Raw genomic sequence first — 19,329 nt, forward strand, 5'->3', positions numbered from 1 at the left:
TCAGGCCGAGCCACGCATGATCAGATGACTGTCGAGCCTGCGCAGCTCGGTCTCCACCGCCGCACCACTCTCCTGCGCATGAATACGCGAAAACAGCATATCGAGCCCCAATTGCGCGATATTGCGATAATCCTGCGCCACCGTGGTCAGAGGCGGACAGGTGAAGCGACTGAGCGGATGATCATCATGGCCTGCGACCCGCAGATCGCAACCGGCCTCGCGGCCGACATGACGGCGTCTTTCAAAGGCCGCCGCGATGACACCGAATGCCAGCCGGTCATTGGCACAAAGCACCGTGCGCGTCGGAAAGCCACCGCGATCAAGAATTCGCCCGGCCTCGCAATAGCCGAGCTCTTCGAAATTCCAGTTGCGGGCCGCCATCGGCAGCACGATCGGCTCGACGCCCAGATGCTCCATCGTCGCAATATAAGCAGAACGCCGGTCCAATGCATTCTGATTGACAGCTGGCATTTCCAAAAAGCACGGATGTTCGCCCGTCCGACACAAATATTCGGTTATATTGCCAATGCTCTGGCGATTATCGGTGCCGACAAACGGCTGATCCTCGCCAATCCGATTGTCCAGAAACACCATCGGCATGGCGTTGGACAGACTGGCCAGCAGCTTGGTGTCGGTATCAAATCCGAGCGGCGCCATCAGCACGCCGGCAATTTTCAGCGACATTAATGTGCGCATTGCCCGCGCTTCCAGCTTGCGGTCACCATGCGATGACAGAACAATCGTCCAATAACCTTCGGAAAGGCAGCGCATCTCGATCTGACGGATGATTTCAGCGTAGAAGGGATCGGAGATGTGCGGAACAATCACCCCGATATTCTTGGGCTTTTTCCGATTGAGGCTGACCGCAAATATATTGGGCTGGTAATTATGGTCCTTAAGCGCCTGTTCAATGCGGGCGCGGGTCGAGGCCTTGACACTTTCGGGATTGTCGAAATATTTCGAAACGGTTGGCCGCGAAAGCCCACTGGCCGCCGCGAATTCCTCCATCGTCCGGATCTTGTGACCACCCATTGCGCATTCTTCCCGATCCGCTCGAGTCATTGTTCCAGCGGCATATTTCTTTCTATGCGTAAAATTTTTTTGACACAGAAGCAACCGCGTTTGTGATGTCTGCCCGGCAATCACCGCATAACCCTGCCAGAAACACCGTGATCTCGCTGTGAAATCCCGCGAAAAAATCAACCACTTTTTTACACGCGACAATTTTTATATTGACTCCCGGAACAAGCTTACGCATGTCTATATTCGGCTCGCGTGAGCCACGCACGGAGCCTGCCTTCCACACGACCTGGTCACCGGTCCGGTGCCCACGCCGCACGGATTGCGCGGAGGTCCCAATCATCAGGAGGAGCCGGACAGCCCGGTTCTCGTCGGAGGAAATCATGTTTCGTAAGTCGCTCGCCCGTATTCTGTTCTCTGGCGTTGCCTTGGCAATGCTCAGCGGTATCGCCGCCGCCGAAGGCATTGGAGCATCGCTACTCACCCAGCAGCATCCCTTCTACATTTCCCTCGCCGAGGCGATGAAGAAGCAGGCCACCACAGAGGGCGTTGCGCTGGAAGTCTCCATTGCCAATCAGGACCTGAGCAAGCAGCTGGCGGATGTCGAGGATTTCATTACCAAGGGCGTCGATGTGATCATCATTTCGCCCGTCGACAGCAAGGGCGTCCGCTCGGCCATTACCAAGGCACAGAAAGCGGGTATCAAGGTCATTACAGTTGACGTACCAGCCAACAATATTGATGTGACCTCCTTTGTTGGTACCGACAATTTTGCTGGCGGGGAAAAGGCTGGCGAATTAATGGCAACATCGATTGGCGACAAAGGCAATGTTGCTGTGATTGAATACCCGACTGTTCAATCGGTGGTGGACCGCGTCGAAGGCTTCAAAAAGGCAATCGCAAATCATCCAGACATCAAGATCGTATCGATCCAGCCTGGTATCACCCGTTCGGAAGCCTTGGCAGCAGCACAGAACATCATTCAAGCCAATCCAGACATTGTAGGTATCTTTGGCTTTGGCGATGACGCCGCTCTCGCAGCCGCTTCCGCTGTAAAAGCTGCAAAGCTCGAAAAGCAGGTCAAGGTTATCGGCTTTGATGGTATGGAAGAAGCCCGCAACGCGGTTAAAAACGACCCGATCATGGTCGGGGTGATTGCGCAGTATCCCGAAGAAATGGGCAAGGTTGCCGTTGAAACCGCAGTCAAGGTGATCAAGGGCGAAGAGGTTCCTGCAAAGCAGCCAATCGTACCGGGCGTTGTCACCAAGGACGGCGAAACCAAGTAAAACCGCGTGAAATGACGGCATCTCCTCCCAGTCGTCATTTCGCTTTCGTGCGCGGCGGCACGACGCTCATCACGCGTCCGTGCCGCCGCAGCACATGATCGATACAAGGCTGTCTGTTGGGCATTTTCAAGCGTAACAAATACAGACCTCAAATGGAGAGCGGAGATTCCGATGACCGCTATCGATTCTGCGACCGCGACCAATCAGGATATTGTGCTTGAAATCAGCAATGTCGCCAAGACATTTGGCCCTGTTGTTGCACTCAAGCGCATGAACCTGACTGTTCGGCGCGGGCGCGTGCATACATTGCTAGGCGAAAACGGTGCCGGCAAATCCACCCTGATGAAAATCCTTGCCGGTGTCTTTAAACCAACATCAGGCACGATTGTGCTCAAGGGCGTCCCTTACGCGCCCAAGAACCCGCGCGGCGCACGCACCAGTGGCATTTCAATCGTTTTCCAAGAGCTAAGCCTGTCTCGCAACCTATCGGTCGCCGAGAACATTCTGGCAAACAATGAGCCTAGCCGCTTTGGCTTTATCCGAGATCGAGAACTCAACGCCGAAGCCAGCAAGCTCATTGCAGAACTCGGTCTGCCCGTAGACGCGCGTGCCAAAGTCGGCGATCTATCGATTGCGCAGCGACAGTTGGTTGAAATCGCCAAGGGGTTGAGCCAACCGGCTGACGTCGTCATTCTAGACGAACCGACATCATCGCTCTCTGACAGCGAAGCCGAGATTCTTTTCACCATCATTGAACGGCTCAAAGCGCGCGGTACAGCCGTCATCTACATTTCCCACCGCATGGAAGAAATCATGCGACTGTCCGACGACATTACAGTCGTGCGCGATGGTGAATATGTAACAACGACTGAAAAAAGCCAGACCAGCATTGAAAAACTGATTGCCTTGATGGTCGGTCGCGAGATGAACGACATCTACCCCCCTCGTGAAGCCCCGCCGCCGTCAAAAATCATTCCTCCCATCCTGAAAACCAACCAGCTTTCCGTTCCGGGCAAATTCAACAATGTATCAATTGAAGTGAAACCGGGCGAAGTCCTAGGGCTTTTTGGTCTTGTCGGCTCTGGCCGTTCGGATGTGATGAAGGCACTCTTCGGGATGCTCCATCCAACCGGCGAGATCTTATTGGATGGAAAATCAATCACTCTTGCCTCTCCAGCACAAGCGATTGCCAATGGCATCGCTTTTGTGACCGAGAACCGCAAGGAAGAAGGCCTTGTTCTGCCGCAGAGCGTTGAACGCAACATCAACATGGTTGCTCTCGGGCAACTCGCTGGACCTTTTGGCATGATGCGCTCCGCCGCTGAACGCTCGAGCGCAAAAGCTGAAGTGCTAAGGCTGGCGATCAAGACCGCTTCCATTGATACAGCTGCGGGTTCGCTTAGTGGTGGCAATCAGCAGAAGATTGTGCTGGCGAAGTGGCTTCAGATGAAGCCCAAAATCCTCATCCTGGATGAGCCGACCCGTGGCGTCGATGTCGGCGCAAAATTTGAAATCTATCGCATCATCCGTGAACTTGCCGCCCATGGTGCGGCAATCCTGATGGTTTCGTCCGAGTTACCAGAAGTTTTGGGACTGAGTGATCGCGTTGTTGTCATGCATAACAAGCATGTCGCCGCAACACTCAACGCAGATGGCCTCACACCAGAAACCGTCATGAGCTACGCAGCAGGAATGCATCAATGAGCAACCCACAAGATATTCAGAAAAAAGCCACAGATGCAGAAATTCGTCGTTCGCTTTTCTCTTCTCCAATGATCCGTCAATATGGCGGCATTGTCATTTCCCTGGCCGTTCTCTGCATTGTTTTTGCAATGTTGAACCCTCGCTTTGTCGCGTTCAACAACGTCATGAACATCATGCAGCAGGTGGCGGTCATCGCTGTTGCGGCCTACGGCATGACCTATGTGATCCTGCTCGGTGAAATTGACCTCTCCATCGGCTCAATCATTGCAGTCGCTGGCATGGTGGCGGCACAGGCATTTTCCATGGGATTCGGTTTTGCGCCAACGGTTATCTTCACTCTCGCGGCCGGCGCCATCATGGGCGGACTGAACGGTGTGCTCTCCGCAAAGCTCATGCTTCCGTCCTTCATTGTGACAGTCGCAACAATGGGCATCTATCGCGGCATGGTCAGCCTGCCCACCAACGGTGCGCCGGAAATTATCGAGAATGAAACCTGGCTCGCAATCGGTTCTGAGAGCTGGCTCGGTCTGCCAATCATCATCTGGATCGTCGGCGTTCTATTTCTCGTCAACTATGTTCTGCTCTCCAAAACAGTTTTTGGCCGACGCATCTATCTGGCGGGTGGCAACAAGGAAGCAGCGATCTATTCCGGCATTCGGGTCGATCGCATCAAGATCCTCGTCTTCATGCTCTCGGGTGTCATGGCCGCGATCAGCGGTATTCTGCTCTCATCACGTTTATCATCGGCGCAGACCAATGCTGGTATGGGCTACGAGCTTGATGCGATTGCAGCTGTGGTTCTGGGTGGCACATCGCTTGCCGGCGGTGTCGGCACCATGGTTGGCACAATCCTTGGCGCACTGATCATCGGCGTCATCAACAACGGCATGAACATGCTGTCAGTGCCATATTTTTATCAGCTCATCGTTAAGGGCGTGGTCATTCTCGTCGCCGTCTGGCTTGATGTCCGCTCGAAATCCGTCAGAACATAACTTGGTGCTCCTATGAAAAAGATCATCACCATCGGCGAAATCGTCGTTGAGATCATGGCTATCGAAACCGGCAACGGCTTCAAAAGCGCCATCCCGCTGATTGGCCCTTTTGCCTCCGGCGCACCGGCGATATTCATTGACCAGGCAGCCAAGATGGGGCAACCCTGTGGCATTGTCAGTGCCGTTGGCAATGACGACTTTGGCACCCTCAACATCGAACGTTTGCAAACAGATGGCGTCGATGTTTCAGCAATCAGCGTGCATCCAACAGCTGCCACTGGCAGCGCTTTCGTGCGTTATCGCCCCGATGGAAATCGCGATTTCATCTTCAACATCAAGCACAGTGCATGCAGCGCGATTGCGCTGACACCTGAAGCAGAAAAGTTGATAGAGACCGCTGATCATCTTCATATCATGGGCTCAGCGCTTTTCTCGGAGAGCATTGTCACGGCTATCCACGAGGCAACGATGCGCATCAAAGCGAAAGGCGGCACGGTCTCATTTGATCCGAATATCCGCAAGGAAATGCTTGATCTTCCAGGTATGCGCGACGCCCTCGTACACGCACTCGAACATACCGATTTGTTCATGCCGAGCGGGCCTGAAATCTTCCTTTTCACCAAGGCTTTGGACGAAAAGGCAGCCATCGAGGAGCTACTCGCTCGTGGCATCAAGGCAATTGTCATTAAGCGTGGCGCTGAAGGCGCAAGCTATTTCGACCAGTCTGGCGACGTCACAGCACCAGCATTCAAGGTGGATGAAATTGATCCAACCGGCGCAGGTGACAGCTTTGGCGCAGCCTTCGTCACGTGCTGGTTGCGCGGTATCGCAGCAAAGGAAGCTTTGACGATAGCCAACGCGACAGGCGCGCGCGCGGTCGGTGTCAAAGGGCCGATGGAAGGCACGTCAACGATGGATGAAATCAATGCATTCATCGCAAAAAACGGAGTCCCGTTATGAGCAGCACTCAGACCTTGAGCAAACTTCCCGCCCGCTACGCGAGCGGTGCGCGCGGAGGCATCACCTCGATCTGCTCGGCACATCCACTGGTTATCGAAGCAGCTCTTCTTGAAGGCATTGCAACCAAGACCGACGTTCTGATCGAAGCCACCTGCAATCAGGTCAATCAGGATGGCGGCTATACCGGCATGACACCGGCCGATTTCCGCCGTTTTGTCGAAGACATCGCAGCCCGTCTCGGCTTTGACACCAAGCACCTTATTCTGGGCGGTGATCACCTCGGCCCCAATCCGTGGAAGCACTTGTCGGCTGAAGAAGCCATGGCCAAGTCCGAAGTGATGATGGATGGCTTTGTGCGTGCAGGCTTCACCAAAATTCACCTCGACACCTCGATGGGCTGTGCTGGAGAGCCGGTTGCGTTGCCTGATGCCGTGACCGCTGAACGTGCAGCACGTCTTGCCAAAGTTGCAGAAAAAGCAGCCGCTGAATCCGGCTTCGATCTGCCTGTCTATATTGTCGGCACGGAAGTTCCGATCCCGGGCGGCGCAATGGAAGAAATCGAAGATCTGGAACTGACCAAGCCAGATGCAGCCCTTGAAACCATTGCCATTCACCGCAAGGCTTTTGCAGCTCTTGGGTTAGAAGATGCATTCTCGCGCGCCATCGGCGTTGTTGTGCAGCCGGGCGTGGAATTCGGCAATGAAAACGTTGTCTATTACGATAGCAACAAGGCGACCGCTTTAAGCGGCGTTCTCAACCAGACACCGCAATTCGTCTTTGAAGCCCATTCGACCGACTATCAGCCGGTTGAGGCGCTGTCGGCGCTGGTTCATGATGGTTTTGCCATTCTGAAGGTCGGGCCGGGCCTGACGTTCGCACTGCGTGAAGCACTTTATGGCCTTGATCAGATTGCAGCTTTCCTCGATAAACTGCCGGAAGAAGAGACCGTTCGCGGCAAGCTTGAGAAGTTGCTTCTCAACGAACCCAAGAACTGGGAGAAATATTATCATGGCGATGCGGAAGAGCTACGTCTTCAGCGCCATTTCTCCTATAGCGACCGCATTCGCTATTACTGGCCACATCCGGAAGCCACAGCAGCCGTCAATTCGCTGCTCAAGCGTCTTGAAGGTCGCAAAATTCCAGAAACGCTGATCAGCCAGTATCTCGGAACACTTTATCCGGCTGTTGCAGCCGGCAAGGTGGAGGCCACGCCACATGCACTGATGGTCGAAGCCGTCAGAAACGTTATCCGCGTCTATGGAAAAGCCGTCGGAACGCATTAAGCCGGTACCTTCGAGAAAAGGCGGCCGTTACGGCCGCCCTTGAAAACTCACGCGTCAAGCGAAGCCATGTCAATGACAAAGCGATAGCGGACGTCGCTCTTCAACACACGTTCATAGGCTTCATTGATGTCCTTCATCGCAATCATCTCGATTTCCGAAACAATATTGTGCTTGCCGCAGAAGTCGAGCATTTCCTGGGTCTCCTTGATCGAACCGATCATTGACCCCGCCAGTGTCTTGCGTCCGGGTACAAGCGAGAAGGCATGAACCGGAACCATATCTTCGGGCACACCGACAACCACCATGGTGCCGTTGATCTTGAGCAGGCCCAGATAAGCGTTCCAGTCAATCGCCACACCGACCGTGCAGATGATGAGATCAAATGTTCCGGCCAGCGACTTGAAGGTTTCCTGATCGCTGGTGGCGTAATATTCCTTGGCACCAAGCTTCAGCCCATCTTCCTTCTTGGAAAGCGACTGACTAAGCACGGTGACATCTGCACCCATCGCCGTGGCCAACTTGACGCCCATATGGCCAAGACCACCCATTCCGACGATCGCCACCTTCTTGCCGGGCCCCGCCTGCCAGTGTCGCAACGGTGAATAGAGCGTGATGCCGGCGCAAAGTAACGGCGCCGAGGCATTCAGTGGCAGATTGTCCGGCATTGACAGGACATAGCCCTCCTTGACCACGATCTGGTCAGAATAGCCACCCTGGGTCCGTGTCACACCATCACGATCAAAGGTGTTATAGGTCTGGACCAGACCCGGAAGATAATGTTCATTCTCAAGATCGCGCGTCGCGCAGCCAACACATGAATCGACAAAGCAGCCAACCCCAACCTTATCACCAATCTTGAACTTGCTGACATTGGCGCCAATTGCGGTTACCACACCAACAATCTCGTGGCCGGGCACGATCGGATAGACGGCGTTTCTCCACTCATTACGCACCGTATGAATATCAGAATGGCAAACGCCACAATACTGGATCGCAATGACAACATCATCCGCATTGGGCTCACGGCGTTCAAAGGTGAACGGAACCAGCGGCTGATCGGCATCGGTTGCAGCATAGCCTCTTGCAATAGCCATAATAAACTCCAATCATAAAATAGGGATGGGCATCGGAAAGGGACGCTGCACTATGCGGATTAAACCGGCAAGCAGGTAGATCGATCCTGCAAGCTTCTTGCACGATCCTGCAAAAATTGCTCTATGCTGCTCGCAGACTGCCCGCATCCACTATAGATTTGCATGGAACAAGCAATCAAGAGGCCGTCATGACATCTTCAGCACAAGCCTATCGCGAACTCGCTTTGCTGGCTGCACGGCACATCGAGGCAGACGGAGAAATCCGTACGGCGATCGATGGTCTCTCGCTCAGCCGGCGCTCAGAACCCAGCACGCCCTGTCATGGAAGCTACCGGCCTTGTCTTGCCATGGTCCTCCAGGGGGCAAAATCCTTGCAGCTGGGGACTGAAACCATTCATTACGCAACCGGCGAATATCTTGTCACCTCTCTCGACCTGCCGGTGACATGGCGGGTGTCTCAGGCCAGTGTCGAGGCACCGCATTTCTGCCTGTCGCTGGCAATTGACAGCGAGAAACTGGTTGATGTGCTTGGGCGCATGGATCTGCGCCGAAAACCCGACAGCTCGGCGGACAAAACTGGCATCGCGGTCAATGCAGCGCCTGCTGAACTGCTTGATGCAACAATCCGCTTGCTGCGCCTTCTTGATACGCCTTCGGAAATTCCGGTGATGGCACCGCTCATCGAACAGGAGATCCTCTATCGCCTTCTTTCAGGTTCCGATGGAGAGCGCCTCATCAATATTGCAACCGTTGACAGCCACGCCAACCGCATCGCCCGCTCCATCGGTTGGTTAAGACAGAATTTCGCGATGCCGCTCCGCGTCGAACATCTTGCGGAATACGTGCATATGAGCGCCTCATCCTTTCACCACCATTTCAAAGCCATTACCGCCATGACCCCGTTGCAATATCAAAAGCAACTGCGTCTCACCGAAGCTCGACGCCTGATGCTTGTCGAACGGCTGGATGCGGGAACGGCCGGCCATCGCGTCGGCTATCAAAGCCCTTCGCAGTTTAGCCGCGAATATAGCCGCCTTTACGGAAACCCGCCGGTTCGCGACATCGAAGCCGCATAGCGTTCAAACGAAAGCTGAAAGCAAACTTAGCCCGGTCGAGGTGCCGGGATGACCAGCGCTGCGCAGGCACCCCCGCCCGGCCTGTTTGACAATTGCAAACGTCCCCCATGCGCGACAGCGATCGCCTGAACCACCGAGAGCCCCAATCCCGTGCCACCGGTGGCGCGTGAGCGCGAGGCCTCTCCGCGCAGAAACGGCTTGGGCTCGCGAGCGCAGATATCCGAAGGGAAGCCCGGGCCGCGATCCAGGACGCGCAGCCAGATCTCACCTGTTCCCAACGCCAGTTCAAAGCGCAAACTGCCGCCACACGCCGCATAGTGACAGGCATTCTCTATCAGCGCCAGAATGGCCTGCCGGATGCGTTGTGCGTCAACCGATACGGCATGCCCGGCAAGCGCAGTTTCCACCGTTATGCTTTGGGCGTCCAGCATCGGACGGGCCGATGTAACCACCGCATCAATCAGCCCTCCCAGATCAGTCATCTCTTTCTGCGTCACAAGCTGCTGACCGATCGCCAGTGACAGCGTCCTGAGATCCTCAACAATCCGCGACAGGCCTTCCGCCTGCAGAAGCAGGCTGGCCAGCGCCTTTTTCTCCATCGGAAAGACATCATCGACCATGCCCTGCATGGTTCCCTGCAAGATTGTCAGCGGTGTTCGCAATTCATGCGCAACAGCCATTGTATTAAAGCGCAGCCGCTGCTCCATGGTCTCAAGACTGGTTGCAAGCGCGTTGAAACTCTCAATCAGGCTTCTTACCTCGCGCGTGCCGCGATGCGAGCGCAGCATGCGGACCGAAAAATCACCACCCTCCAAAGCCTGTGCCGCCCGCGTCAATTGTTCGAGCGGTCGGGCAATTTTGCGGACGAGATAGATTCCAATCGCGCTGCAGATCATTGCCGACAGCAGTCCCGAAACCAGCACCGACATATAAAGATGCCAGTCCAGCGGCTCCGAAAGACCGTTAAGCTGATCAAACAAGGCCTGCAGGGCCTTTGTGTCAGGGACAATGCCGGCATTCATGTCGCGATAGGCTGATGCGGCATCGGCAGGCAATTGCTGCAAAAGCTCCGCCTCAAGATAGGCTGAATACCAGCTGACACCCAGATAGGCCAAACCGACACTGAGCAGCAGCATCGCCGTGATGATCAATGCGGTCAGCGTTGCAAGCGAAAGCGTGGGGATCCTCATCTGGGTTCACAAAACCTGTAGCCCACACCGCGCACCGCGCAGAAAAAACCAAACTGACCCAGGTCCTCGACCTTGCGGCGGAGATTGGAAATATGGGTATCGACAGTGCGTGCCAATGCTTCACTCTCCGGCAGACAGGCATCCAAAAGATCCGCTCTTTCAAAGGCATGGGTCGGTCGGCGGATCATATAGGCGAGGATGCGGAACTCGCTTAAAGTCAATTGTAAAGCAACCCTGCCTTCCTGTTGATGGACAAAGGCCGTATAGGCTTTGAAATCCACTTCAAAATTGCCAAACCGCCGTGTCGTTTGATCCATTTCTCCCCGGCTCCGCCGCAGCACTGCCTTGACCCGCGCCACCACCTCCTGCGGATTGAACGGTTTGACAATATAGTCATCGGCGCCAAGCCTGAGCCCGCTCAAGCGATCGAGATCCTCAGCCAGAGCCGTTATCATGATCACCGGCGTGTTGTGGGTATGCCGCAACCGCCCCAGCACGGAAAAGCCATCCAGCTTTGGTAGGCGCGCGTCGAGCAAGACAATGTCGGGTGAAAGAAACGCGTGGTGCTGCAAGGCGGTTTCGCCATCGCCAGCGCGAACCGTGCGATAGCCTTCGCGTTCGAGATAGGCACTGAGAATATGCGCAATGTCCGGCTCGTCCTCAACAATCAGAACAAGACTGTTCTCCATTCTCACCTCCCCCTTGTCCCGTAACAAAAATAGAAAGCCCCAGTGCGCGTCGAACTTATGGCGCAGAAACTCTCCGTCGGCAATTTCTCAGCATCCGTTTTCCACTCCCGCACAGGCTGTGGTGGCCGGGTTCGACAGAGCGCGGATGCAGTCTCCATCGTTTCTTGACAATCAGCAATCACATCGGGGTCGTGTCAATTCTCAAGGCCGGTTTCATGCAAGACGCAGCTTCACACGTCCCTTCCCCTTCCAATCGGATCCACCATGATGGCCCATCAACAATCTGGGCAAGCTAGGTCCTCACGATCCTTCTGGTATCCAGTTTTATTTTTATCCTTTTTCCTGCCTTCGATCTGGCTGTCAGTCGCTTTTTTGCGCGTGGGCACGCATTTCCTCTGTCGGATAACAGCCTGTTGCTCGCAATAAGGGATGTAAACAGGCGGGCGACGATCTACCTGCTTTCAAGCATGATCGGCTTCACTTTTCTCTATGCGATCAACCCGCGCCGGTTGCGCCATTTGCCGCCCCACAAGAACTTTTTTGTGTTGCTGACCTTCCTGCTCGGACCATTCTTAACTGTCCAGGCGCTTAAGCATTTTATCGGACGCGCGCGTCCGCGCAGCCTGATAGAATTTGGCGGATCGGCTGAGTTCACGCCCCTGTGGCAGGTTGCCGGCCATTGCAATCGCAACTGCTCGTTTCCATCCGGGGAAGCAGCAACCGCCGCCGCAAGCCTGGCAGTAATTGTGTTCTTTCCAAAAAAATGGCGGATTTCTGCCCTGACGATCATGGTGCCGGTCGCCTTGTTTACCGCCTTCAACCGGGTGATGTTTGGAGCGCATTTTCTATCGGACGTGGTCATCGCCTGGGGCCTGATGATCTGCCTGATGATCTGGCTCTGGCAACGCATTGCCACACATGCTGAGAGGATCGATGCGGCGATCGCACGGCTTGGCCGCAGGTTTCAGGGCTGATCGTCCAGCGGCCAAGGTCTCGAAAAGCTCAGCCCGAAAACCCGGAAAGCGCTGGCAGGCTAAGGATCAACAGCCTTGCACCGGCGGCAGCGCGCTGCCCATTGAGCCTTCCTGCTCACACCACATAACACCTGTCGATCAAACAAGCGCTGGGCTCACGCATGACGCAGTCCTATGCTGTTTGATATAGGCCAGCACCGATATTCGAGAATTCAGCGTGTATAAAAGCTCCACGCCCCGACCCATCTTTGTCTCCGCAAAACCCTGGACGAGATCGACGCAGATATCCTCGTAATCGAGCATCACATAATCCAGCGGAAAGACCGCCTTGTAGACAGCTTCCTTTGCGCAGAACAAGAGCCTGTCCATCAGTGCCTCGTCAAAGCCTTGCGGGGTCCGATCATCGGCGTGCCTGACAAGCGCACGGATTTCCTCAGGCAATCGCAAAGCAGGCTCCACATCGACGCCCAGCGCCCGATAATCAGACGAGAAGCCAATCGCTGCGACAGCCACCTCATCATCATGGGCCAGAGATCCGACAATGGTATCGGGCCAGACCGGCGCCCCCGATGACGCGCGCCCGATCACCGCATCTGGCCAACCGCGTGACGCCAACAGCTGTCGCGCTACAAAGCGCGCAGCCCCACTCTGATCCCGGCGCGGCAACGACTTCGTTACCAGGCTGCGCTGTTCCTCTGCCAATAAAAATCGCGCATCCCCCGCCTCGACCCGTCGATAGCCGAGCGAAACGCCTTCCGGACAGAGCCGTTTGAAATCATCGATCATTGGTGATCATGTCCGGCAAGGTAAGATAGCAATCATCTCGCCGTCCGCGTCAATGCCCTGCTCGACAAAACCGGCCTTCGCGTATAATTGCCGTGCGGCAAAATTTCCAGGCTCATAGCAGATGCTGACCTGTTTGATGGCAGTGATCGATCGAATTTCCGCCAGAAAGGTCTGCAACGCAGCAAAACCATAGCCGCGACCCTGGTAGCGGCGGTCGATCATCAACCGGTAAAGCTGTGCAGTGGCCGGTTCACTGGTTGCATCATACATCAAGAACCCGACCAGATCGGCATCAATCAGAATGGCCGTGGGTCTTGCATCTGGATCCTCGTCTGCCTCCAAAAGCGAGTCCTGATTGCAGGCGACCAGATCCTGCTGCCCCTCGGCCAGTTCAAGAGCCGCGACGCGGGACCGGATCGCATCGGTCACCGCGACGAGTTCAACGTGGATCGGGGTTTGTGGCTTCGTCATGCTCAACCCTTCTGCGCCGCAGGCGCTGTTGTGCCCCTCGGATAGAGCCGGCCTGCATGGCTGACATCGGCGAGCACCACACCCTGCGGATCAACAGGGACCACAAACCGGTTCAGCTTGGCCGGATTGCCACGCCACACCGAATAAGGCTCAAGAACTTCGCCCTTCATGACAAAGGAATCCACATCGACGATCGAACCTTCCCCCATGACGACCCCATAATGAATGAACGCCGAGGGGCCCAAGGTACAGCCACTACCAATGGTGATATAATCCGATTTGAAAGCGCCTTCCTCGAGCGAATGCGGCTGAATAACCGATCCCTCATTCAGGGTGGCATCGTCACCGATGATCACCAGCGATCGTTCGGTGAGATTTGCACCGCCATCATAGACGCGCTTGCCAACTTTCACGCCGAGCATTCTTAGGATCATTGGTCGGAACGGCGTGCCGGGGAATAACCGGGTAATCGGCGAATCCGACAATTTCCAATGCCGCTCATGACGCCAGAACGCAGCGTCGTAGATGGTGGTCATGCGTGGCTTGAGCCCTTTGAAGCCCAACGACAAACGCTCGATCAGAATATAAAAAGGAATGGCGATCGCCGAGGTTAGAAAGACTGCGACAAACAACGCCTTATGCGTCCAGGCATCATAATAGTTGAGCGCGCGGTCCCAAATTGCAATCGTCGCAAACAGCATCAGCCACTGCGCGGCGAGGAACATCAGACCGGTGCGCAGATTGTGGAAATTCTTGCGCCGCAGCCGCGCCAGACGATCCGCCTCTTCGATATTGGCGATCAGTTCCTTGTCGCGATTGACAATGCGCGGGATTTCAAAGGATGGCGATCCCAGCAGCCCCACATTCTCCCGTAACGGCCCGTCAATCGGCACCATGACCTTGGTGCCCAAAAGGCAATTATCTCCGGTCCTGCCATCAGGCGGATAAAAGATGTTGTTGCCGAAATAATTGCGTTCGCCAATCCGCGTGTGCTCCAGCCTGAAGGTGGCTGCGGACTTGTGCATATTGATCATGAACAGCCCGTCCGACACCATGGTCTTCGAGCCGATCTCGCAGAGCAGCGGATTTTCCTGCTGCTGATTGGTCCCGAAATTCGATCCTGTCTGCATCACCTCATTGAGGTTCCAGCCAATCGCCCGCATATAGTGAACAATGGCCGAGCTGTCGCCAAACAACAGATTGAGCAGTCGCGAATTGCTGCTGAGTTCGACCAGCGATTGCAGCCAGTAATGAAAACCGTACAATGTGTAGGTTCGGTTGGCTTTAAGGAAAAGCCGGACCATGCGCGGCACAGCCACCGCCGCAAGCAATGAAACGGCGATCGCGCCAAACAGCGTGACCGTGGTGCCGATCGCTACAATGCCGATCGTCTCCTGATAATCATCGCTCACATTCTGCCAGTAGCTATGAAAAAGCAGCGGAAACGGAGTGACGAGCGTAAACAGGCCGATAAGCTGCAGCAGTTCAAAAGTCACGCGGCGGGTCTTTGAAAGCGTGATGCTGCGCACCTTGCAGTAATCAGCCGTTGTCTGCGCCGCAGGCGAGCCATGCCAATGTTCACCATCGGGAATGAACTGGCCGCGTTGCAGCGACGATGCATGTCCGAGCTGCGCGCCGTCACCGATCCCGGTATCAATATCGAGTGTTGAGCCAACACCGACAAAGGCGTCCCGGCCAATGATCACCGAGCCGGTATGGATATAGCCACTCTCCGCGCGATAGCCCAGAATATTGCTCTCCCGGCGCAGAATGGAATTCTCGCCGATCGAAATCAGGTCGGTACAGACCGGAATCGCCCGACACTCAATCGCCGTGTTGCGGCCAAGCTTGGCGCCCAGCAGGCGAAGATAGAGGCTGTAAAGCGGATTGCCCCGAAACAGCACAACAGGCGCCGTCCGTATTAATGTCTGGACAACCCAGAAACGATAATAGCGCAGCCCCCAGATCGGAAAACGCTCTTGTTTCCAACGACCAATCAGCAGCCATTTGGCAAGGATCGCAAAGCCGGTCATGCCGAAAAAGCTGGCGCCAGCCAAAACAACGCAGCGCAGGTAGAGTTGAACCGGTTCATCGAGTTTCAAATAGACCCAGTCCAACCCCTTGTCGAAGAACATCAGGCCGACATAGCTGTAGAGCGCGTAAAAAGCGAGTTGCGCGGTGCCGCAAGCCCAATAGGCAAAATTGGAGGCCTTATGGGTCAGGCTCTGTTCAGTCACCGATGCGACGGTGTGCTGCGGCACCAGCAGATGGCGGGCAAGGCCGCTGATGGTGGGGTGCAGGTAGATATCGCGCATCGACGCCATTTCCCAACCCTGGGCGGTGCGCAGACGCGCGCAGAAACGCGCCATCAACAGCGAGTTGGCGCCCAGATCATCGAAGAAATGATCGTCAACCGAGACCACATCGAGATTGAGGATCTCAGCCAGCGCCTCCACCATGAAGCGTTCGTCATCATTGTCAGCTGCAACCAGTTCGCGCTCGGCCGACAGCCGCACATTGGTTGGCTTGGGCAATTGCCGCAGATCTGCCTTGTTGGACACCGTCATCGGGATCGCATCGAGCTCTTCCAGATAGGCCGGAACCATATAGGACGGCAGTCGCCGTTTCAGCTCCCGTGCAATATCGGCGCGCTGAATCGGCGGCATTCCGGATTTCGGAGCATAATAGGCAACCAGCTCCACACGACCTGGTTCCACTTCCCAGGTGGTGACGGCGGCCTGGGCAACGGCCGGTTCATCCAACAGCACCGCTTCAATCTCACCAAGTTCAATCCGGTAACCGCGGATTTTGACCTGGGTATCAATGCGGCCGCGATACTCGATCTCGCCCTGTGCATTGATACGGCCCAGATCACCGGTGCGGTAAATCCGCCGGGACGGATTGTTCGGCAGACCAATGAAATCGGGAATGAACTTTTGGTCAGTCAGGTCCTGCCGATTGAGATAGCCCACCGCAAGGCCGATACCGGCAATGCCAATCTCACCCAGTTCGTCAGCTTCACTGAGCTTGGGTTCATTGGGATCAATGATGACGATGGAATAGGTCGGCAAAGGCGCACCAATCGTCACTGGCTTTTCGGGCGTCAACACACCCATGGTTGCCGTGACCGTCGCCTCGGTCGGGCCATAGGTATTCAGCAACAGACGACCGGGTTTGGTCCAGCGCGCAACCAGATTGAGCGGACTAGCCTCACCGCCCACCATCAAAAGGCGGAGCTTGGGCACATCACTCTCAATGGAGGAGAGCAAGGTCGGGCTGCAGGCCATGCAATTGATCGCATTGTCGCGTAGAAAATCCGCCAGTTCCTCGCCAACAAGTGTCAGCGGTCCCGGCGCCGGTATGACGGTCGCACCGGCCACAAACGGCACCCAATATTCCTCGGCGGAAAAATCAAAGGCGATCGTCATGCCGTGATAAACCCGGTCACTTGCCTGATAGCCATAAGCGGTCGCAGCGACGCGGAGAAAATTGCAGAAGCTCTGATGCCGGATGGCAACGCCCTTCGGCCGGCCGGTCGTCCCCGATGTGTAGAGAATATAGCAGATCTCGTCGGGATTGGCGCTTCTCGCCGCAGTCTCGAACCGGGCTTTGGATTGTTCGGCAATGGCCGCAGCACAATCGTCAATCAAAACATGCGGCACCGGCATTTTCTCAACCCGGTCGGCATAGGCTCGCAGGGAAATCACCAGCTTGACATTGGCATCCTCGATGATCAGCGCCATCCGGTCTTCCGGAAACGCTGTTGCCAGCGGGACATAGGCAGCCCCTGCCTTCATCACCGCAAGCAGCGTGATATAGGTCTCCGCAGAGCGGTCGAGCAACAGACCAATCCGGTCACCCGGCGCAACGCCACGATCCTGGAGCAGGCGCGCGAACTGATTGGAGCGTTCGTCGAGATCCTGATAGGTCAGACTGTCACCATCCGAAATGACCGCTATGGAGGAACGGTACTGATCCGCCAGTTGCTCGAAGAACATATCAAGCCGTTCGCCGGCTTGGCCCGATTGCGGAAAATCCGCGCCACATAGGACCTGCTGGCCGTCCTCACCAAAGCGTCGGCTCTGTGATCGCAAGCCGCCATGCGGCGCTGAAGACACATCCGCAACAGGCTCAACCATCTGTTCAAACTCATTTACATTCTCGGTCGCTGAAACCTTATTCGTTTCAGCACCCTGACTACCGTGGCTCATTCTTTACACTCACTGACCAAAGGTCGCGCTTCGCCGGGCATTTGTTCGCGTTAGGTGAGAAACCTGACTATCAAGCAGGGATTATCTATCGTCGGACTGTGCACAGCGGCTCATCTGACCGCTTTGGGAAGGCAACTAGCAAATTATACAAAATAAGAAAGTGACATTGTGTTGACTAAAAAAATGCTTTCGTAAGTGTTGCAGATTAGTACGCAGCGTTAAAGTCCTTTATCCTCTATCCTCTATCCTCAGAAATCAGTTCATTGCCGCCAAGGGCAAGCTTTCCCCTCGCCGCCCGTTTCCTTCCTCCTTGCCGCAGATAGCCAATCGGCAATGAGGATAGGCCGCTCGCTGGTAAACCACAGCAAATTCGTCCTCATGACTTGTTCCCCGCCGCATTCTTCTCTAAAGTCAACGCCTCCAGGACGAGCCATTCACCCCATGCAGCAATTTCTGACAAGAATTTTTGTGAAACCGGGCTGGGGCGCACCGGTTTCCATTCTGTTTCATCTGGCGCTGGCTGTCCTTGTGTTCTACCGCTTGCCTGCAATCCCCCTGCCAGAACCCGATCCGAGCGTTAATGTCGAGCTGGTTGACCCGCCCGTCCATGAGCCAGACAAGCCCAAGCCGGAGGAAGCGCCGAAGTCTCAACCGCAGGCGTTTGAAAGCGCCAGCCAAGACGTGAGAAAGATGGAACCCACGCAATCGCCGCCCACGCCAACAGAGGCGAGCGATAATGAAGTCGACCCCAAAAAAAACGACAATGACCACCGGCGCGGTCCGCCTTCAACGCCAACGGACGACTCAGACCAGGTCAACCTTCCACGCCAGCAGCCTGTTCTGAGCGCCCGATCGCAATCCGAGACAACGAGCGCACCTGCTGATCCGCAACGCGCCAACAGCGAAGCGGTCATTCCAACGCCTCTGCAAAAGCCTGCAAAGCTGAAGCCCGCCCAACAGATCTATGCGAAAGATACGCTCGCTGATCCGCGTATCAAACAGGCTCTTGGAAAATTGCCCAACCGAGACCGAATGCTGCAAATCTGTGGCATCGAAGCGCTGGAGCAGGTGCGTCACCAAAGGCGCAACACCTTCCCGGACATGCTGGCCCCCAGCGGCGGCACGGTTTCGGGAAACAGTTTTTCAGTCCGCAATGGGGCGTTTCGCAGCCGCGCGCGCTGGTATGCGATCGATTTTGATTGCCAGCTTGACGATAAAGCGATGCAGATCACGCAATTTAGCTACGCGATCGGGGCGGAAATTCCGCCTGCACAATGGCGTGCGCGCGAACTGCCACTGCAATGACAACACCGATCTGAGCCGGACAGGCTGCGGACGATTATAAGAAAGCGGATTGGTAAAGGGGACAAGTATGCTGTTTGCTTATCATCATCGTCCCTGCTTCGGTTTGGTCCGATCGCCTTGATCCACACGACGATCGTGCGGTTTCTCCTGGCCAAACGGTGTCCTATCGCCAGTTTTGTGGGTGAAACGGCTTTTGCTTCGAGGAGCCGTCAGTACGAAACTTGGACGAGAGACGAAATCAGCATAGCTATTCCTTGTTCAAGACATCCGGCGGAATCCGCCTGCGTG

General features: G+C 55.5%; 15 protein-coding genes. 8 read left to right on the forward strand and 7 right to left on the reverse strand.

The window, feature by feature from the left end:
- Positions 1-1,032, reverse strand: coding sequence for a LacI family DNA-binding transcriptional regulator (locus CEV34_RS16560; protein ID WP_007881134.1), 1,032 nt, complete (start codon positions 1,030-1,032; stop codon positions 1-3).
- A gap of 371 nt (positions 1,033-1,403) precedes the next feature.
- Here CEV34_RS16560 and CEV34_RS16570 point away from each other — a divergent pair, with 371 nt between their 5' ends.
- The 5 genes from CEV34_RS16570 to CEV34_RS16590 all read left to right on the forward strand — a co-directional run bounded on the left by CEV34_RS16570 (position 1,404) and on the right by CEV34_RS16590 (position 7,245).
- Entirely contained in the window at positions 1,404-2,306 is a 903-nt protein-coding gene (locus tag CEV34_RS16570; protein ID WP_007881138.1) for a substrate-binding domain-containing protein, read from the forward strand.
- Between the two features lie 171 nt (positions 2,307-2,477).
- Positions 2,478-4,010 carry a sugar ABC transporter ATP-binding protein gene (locus CEV34_RS16575; protein ID WP_094544048.1) on the forward strand — a complete coding sequence of 511 codons (1,533 nt, stop codon included), beginning with the start codon at positions 2,478-2,480 and terminating at the stop codon, positions 4,008-4,010.
- 68 nt (positions 4,011-4,078) lie between these two features.
- The gene (locus CEV34_RS16580) at positions 4,079-5,002 is read left to right on the forward strand and encodes an ABC transporter permease (RefSeq protein ID WP_094544181.1); all 924 of its coding nucleotides are present in this window, start codon (positions 4,079-4,081) and stop codon (positions 5,000-5,002) included.
- Between the two features lie 12 nt (positions 5,003-5,014).
- Complete coding sequence (locus tag CEV34_RS16585; RefSeq protein WP_094544049.1) at positions 5,015-5,962, forward strand: tagatose kinase; 948 nt, start codon at positions 5,015-5,017, stop codon at positions 5,960-5,962.
- On the forward strand, positions 5,959-7,245 hold the full coding sequence (locus tag CEV34_RS16590; RefSeq protein ID WP_007881143.1) for a D-tagatose-bisphosphate aldolase, class II, non-catalytic subunit: 1,287 nt from the start codon (positions 5,959-5,961) through the stop codon (positions 7,243-7,245). Before CEV34_RS16585 ends, CEV34_RS16590 begins: the two co-directional genes overlap by 4 nt.
- A 47-nt stretch (positions 7,246-7,292) precedes the next feature.
- Here CEV34_RS16590 and CEV34_RS16595 read toward each other — a convergent pair whose 3' ends face one another.
- Positions 7,293-8,339 carry an NAD(P)-dependent alcohol dehydrogenase gene (locus tag CEV34_RS16595; RefSeq protein WP_064323144.1) on the reverse strand — a complete coding sequence of 349 codons (1,047 nt, stop codon included), beginning with the start codon at positions 8,337-8,339 and terminating at the stop codon, positions 7,293-7,295.
- A 188-nt stretch (positions 8,340-8,527) separates the two neighbouring features.
- Between CEV34_RS16595 and CEV34_RS16600 the strand changes: the two genes are divergently transcribed.
- Positions 8,528-9,415 carry an AraC family transcriptional regulator gene (locus CEV34_RS16600; RefSeq protein WP_007881145.1) on the forward strand — a complete coding sequence of 296 codons (888 nt, stop codon included), beginning with the start codon at positions 8,528-8,530 and terminating at the stop codon, positions 9,413-9,415.
- A 26-nt stretch (positions 9,416-9,441) separates the two neighbouring features.
- Here the strand turns inward: CEV34_RS16600 and CEV34_RS16605 are convergent, their stop codons facing one another.
- Together CEV34_RS16605 and CEV34_RS16610 are read right to left on the reverse strand one after the other, a co-directional pair.
- On the reverse strand, positions 9,442-10,605 hold the full coding sequence (locus CEV34_RS16605; RefSeq protein ID WP_007881146.1) for a sensor histidine kinase: 1,164 nt from the start codon (positions 10,603-10,605) through the stop codon (positions 9,442-9,444).
- The gene (locus tag CEV34_RS16610) at positions 10,602-11,294 is read right to left on the reverse strand and encodes a response regulator (RefSeq protein ID WP_007881147.1); all 693 of its coding nucleotides are present in this window, start codon (positions 11,292-11,294) and stop codon (positions 10,602-10,604) included. The genes CEV34_RS16605 and CEV34_RS16610 overlap by 4 nt, the downstream gene beginning before the upstream one ends.
- A 413-nt stretch (positions 11,295-11,707) precedes the next feature.
- Between CEV34_RS16610 and CEV34_RS16615 the strand changes: the two genes are divergently transcribed.
- On the forward strand, positions 11,708-12,268 hold the full coding sequence (locus CEV34_RS16615) for a phosphatase PAP2 family protein (protein ID WP_143853407.1): 561 nt from the start codon (positions 11,708-11,710) through the stop codon (positions 12,266-12,268).
- Between the two features lie 138 nt (positions 12,269-12,406).
- Here CEV34_RS16615 and CEV34_RS16620 read toward each other — a convergent pair whose 3' ends face one another.
- From CEV34_RS16620 to CEV34_RS16630, 3 genes are read right to left on the reverse strand one after another with little or no spacing between them, the layout of a single operon-like run.
- Positions 12,407-13,054: a 4'-phosphopantetheinyl transferase family protein gene (locus tag CEV34_RS16620; protein ID WP_007881151.1), complete on the reverse strand. Its 648-nt coding sequence runs from the start codon at positions 13,052-13,054 to the stop codon at positions 12,407-12,409.
- Between the two features lie 6 nt (positions 13,055-13,060).
- On the reverse strand, positions 13,061-13,525 hold the full coding sequence (locus tag CEV34_RS16625) for a GNAT family N-acetyltransferase (RefSeq protein ID WP_064323141.1): 465 nt from the start codon (positions 13,523-13,525) through the stop codon (positions 13,061-13,063).
- Between the two features lie 2 nt (positions 13,526-13,527).
- On the reverse strand, positions 13,528-17,736 hold the full coding sequence (locus CEV34_RS16630) for a Pls/PosA family non-ribosomal peptide synthetase (protein ID WP_094544051.1): 4,209 nt from the start codon (positions 17,734-17,736) through the stop codon (positions 13,528-13,530).
- A gap of 441 nt (positions 17,737-18,177) precedes the next feature.
- Here CEV34_RS16630 and CEV34_RS16635 point away from each other — a divergent pair, with 441 nt between their 5' ends.
- Positions 18,178-19,041, forward strand: a complete 864-nt coding sequence (locus CEV34_RS16635) for a DUF930 domain-containing protein (RefSeq protein WP_162699537.1) — start codon at positions 18,178-18,180, stop codon at positions 19,039-19,041.
- Positions 19,042-19,329 lie beyond the last annotated feature (288 nt).

Origin of the sequence: Brucella pseudogrignonensis, from assembly GCF_002252525.1 — a bacterium.
GTDB classification, from domain to species: Bacteria; Pseudomonadota; Alphaproteobacteria; order Rhizobiales; family Rhizobiaceae; genus Brucella; species Brucella pseudogrignonensis.

Bases quoted from the DNA above. Each gene is read 5' to 3' on its own strand.
- CEV34_RS16630 (WP_094544051.1), bottom strand. From the start codon at position 17,736: ATGAGCCACGGTAGTCAGGGTGCTGAAACGAATAAGGTTTCAGCGACC.
- CEV34_RS16585 (WP_094544049.1), top strand. From the start codon at position 5,015: ATGAAAAAGATCATCACCATCGGCGAAATCGTCGTTGAGATCATGGCT.
- CEV34_RS16580 (WP_094544181.1), top strand. From the start codon at position 4,079: ATGATCCGTCAATATGGCGGCATTGTCATTTCCCTGGCCGTTCTCTGC.
- CEV34_RS16560 (WP_007881134.1), bottom strand. From the start codon at position 1,032: ATGGGTGGTCACAAGATCCGGACGATGGAGGAATTCGCGGCGGCCAGT.
- CEV34_RS16575 (WP_094544048.1), top strand. From the start codon at position 2,478: ATGACCGCTATCGATTCTGCGACCGCGACCAATCAGGATATTGTGCTT.
- CEV34_RS16635 (WP_162699537.1), top strand. From the start codon at position 18,178: ATGCAGCAATTTCTGACAAGAATTTTTGTGAAACCGGGCTGGGGCGCA.
- CEV34_RS16590 (WP_007881143.1), top strand. From the start codon at position 5,959: ATGAGCAGCACTCAGACCTTGAGCAAACTTCCCGCCCGCTACGCGAGC.
- CEV34_RS16595 (WP_064323144.1), bottom strand. From the start codon at position 8,339: ATGGCTATTGCAAGAGGCTATGCTGCAACCGATGCCGATCAGCCGCTG.
- CEV34_RS16570 (WP_007881138.1), top strand. From the start codon at position 1,404: ATGTTTCGTAAGTCGCTCGCCCGTATTCTGTTCTCTGGCGTTGCCTTG.
- CEV34_RS16610 (WP_007881147.1), bottom strand. From the start codon at position 11,294: ATGGAGAACAGTCTTGTTCTGATTGTTGAGGACGAGCCGGACATTGCG.
- CEV34_RS16625 (WP_064323141.1), bottom strand. From the start codon at position 13,525: ATGACGAAGCCACAAACCCCGATCCACGTTGAACTCGTCGCGGTGACC.
- CEV34_RS16600 (WP_007881145.1), top strand. From the start codon at position 8,528: ATGACATCTTCAGCACAAGCCTATCGCGAACTCGCTTTGCTGGCTGCA.
- CEV34_RS16620 (WP_007881151.1), bottom strand. From the start codon at position 13,054: ATGATCGATGATTTCAAACGGCTCTGTCCGGAAGGCGTTTCGCTCGGC.
- CEV34_RS16605 (WP_007881146.1), bottom strand. From the start codon at position 10,605: ATGAGGATCCCCACGCTTTCGCTTGCAACGCTGACCGCATTGATCATC.